Source organism: Tahibacter aquaticus (assembly GCF_004363655.1).
GTDB classification, from domain to species: Bacteria; Pseudomonadota; Gammaproteobacteria; order Xanthomonadales; family Rhodanobacteraceae; genus Tahibacter; species Tahibacter aquaticus.
The window spans coordinates 1-1623 of sequence record NZ_SNZH01000063.1 but is presented as its reverse complement, the minus strand read 5'-3'; the positions used below and the strand labels follow the sequence as shown (position 1 = coordinate 1623).

Below are 1623 nucleotides of genomic sequence, written 5' to 3'. Positions count from 1 at the left end.
GCGCGCGTGCTCAAGCTCGATGCGATCAGCCGCGAGGCGAATTTCTTCGACCTGGGCGGCCATTCGCTGCTGGCTACGCGCGTGGTCAGCGAGATTGGCAGAACCCTGGCCAAGCCCTTGCCGGTGCGTGCCCTGTTCGAGCATCCGGTGCTGGCCGACCTGGCGGCGCATATCGGCCAGCAGGCCAGCGCAGGCTATGCGGCGATTCCGCCGGCGGCGCGCGACACGCCGTTGCCGCTGTCGTTCGCGCAGCAGCGCCTGTGGTTCATCGACCGGCTGGAAGGCGGCAGCACGCAATACAACATGCCGGTCGCTCTGCGCCTGCAGGGCGAGCTGGATACGAACGCGCTGCAGCAGGCACTGGACGCGCTGGTGGCGCGGCACGAAGTGCTGCGTACGCACTACGTCGAGGTCGATGGCACGGCACTACAGGTCATTGCTGCGCCGGACAGTGTGCCTGTGCAGCGCCACGACCTGCGCGAGCTGGCTGCGGATGCGCGCGAGGCCCGGCTGCAGCAGCTGGCACACGAGCGCGCCACGCATCCCTTCGATCTGTCCCGCGACCTGAAGCTGCGCTGCGCTCTGGTGCAATTGGGCGAAAGGGACAATGCACTATTGTTCGCCATGCACCATATTGCCTCCGACGGCTGGTCGCTGGGCGTGCTGGTGCGCGAATTCGTCGCGCTGTATGGCGAATGGGCGCAGGGCCGCACGCCGCGCCTGCCCGCGCTGGCAGTGCAATATGCCGATTTCGCCGCCTGGCAGCGCCAGCGGCTGCAGGGCACGGTGCTGCAGGCTCATCTGGACTACTGGCGCGGCCAGCTGGCCGATCTGCCGGCGGTGCACAGCCTGCCGCTGGACCGGCCGCGGCCGGCGCGGCAGCAGTTCGACGGCGGGCGCCTGCTGCAGGACGTGGATGCGGCGACACTGGCCGGGCTGAACGCGCTGGCGCGGCGTCACGACGCCAGCCTGTTCATGCTGCTGCAGGCGGCGTTCGCGCTGCTGGTGGCGCGCTGGAGCGGCGAGAGCGACATCGTCATCGGCACGCCGATCGCCGGACGTCTGCATCCGGACGTGGAGCCGCTGATTGGTTTCTTCGTCAACACGCTGGTGCTGCGCAGCGATCTTTCCGCCAATCCCACCTTCGAGCAGCTGCTGGCCCAGGCCAGGGCCACGGCGCTGGCAGCCTACGAACACCAGGAAATTCCGTTCGAGATGCTGGTCGACGAGCTGAAGCCGGCGCGCAGCCTGGCCCATGCGCCGCTGTTCCAGCTGATGTTCACGCTGCAGAACAACGAGCAGTCGGCGTTGGTTCTGCCCGGCCTGAGCCTGGCGCCGCTGGCATCGCGCCAGGTGCCGGCGAAGTTCGACCTGGAGCTGGCAGCCAGCGAGTCCGCCCAGGGCCTGAAGCTGTCGTGGAACTACGCGAAAAGCCTGTTCGATGCCGCAACCATCGCGCGCCTGGGCGACAGCTTCGGCCGCCTGCTGCAGGGCATCGTCACGGCACCGCAGCAGCCCGTGCTGCAGTTGCCGCTGCTGTCGCCGGGCGAACGCGCCCAGGTGGTGCAGGCATTCAACGACACGGCGGCAGACCTCGGCGCCGAAGCCCTGGTACACCAGCTG

Annotated in this window: 1 protein-coding gene; it reads left to right on the top strand. The window is 68.6% G+C overall.

Annotated features, from left to right (window positions below):
* Positions 1–1623, top strand: a 1623-nt coding sequence (locus DFR29_RS28780; RefSeq protein ID WP_243746213.1) for a condensation domain-containing protein, incomplete at both ends; no start/stop codon positions are given.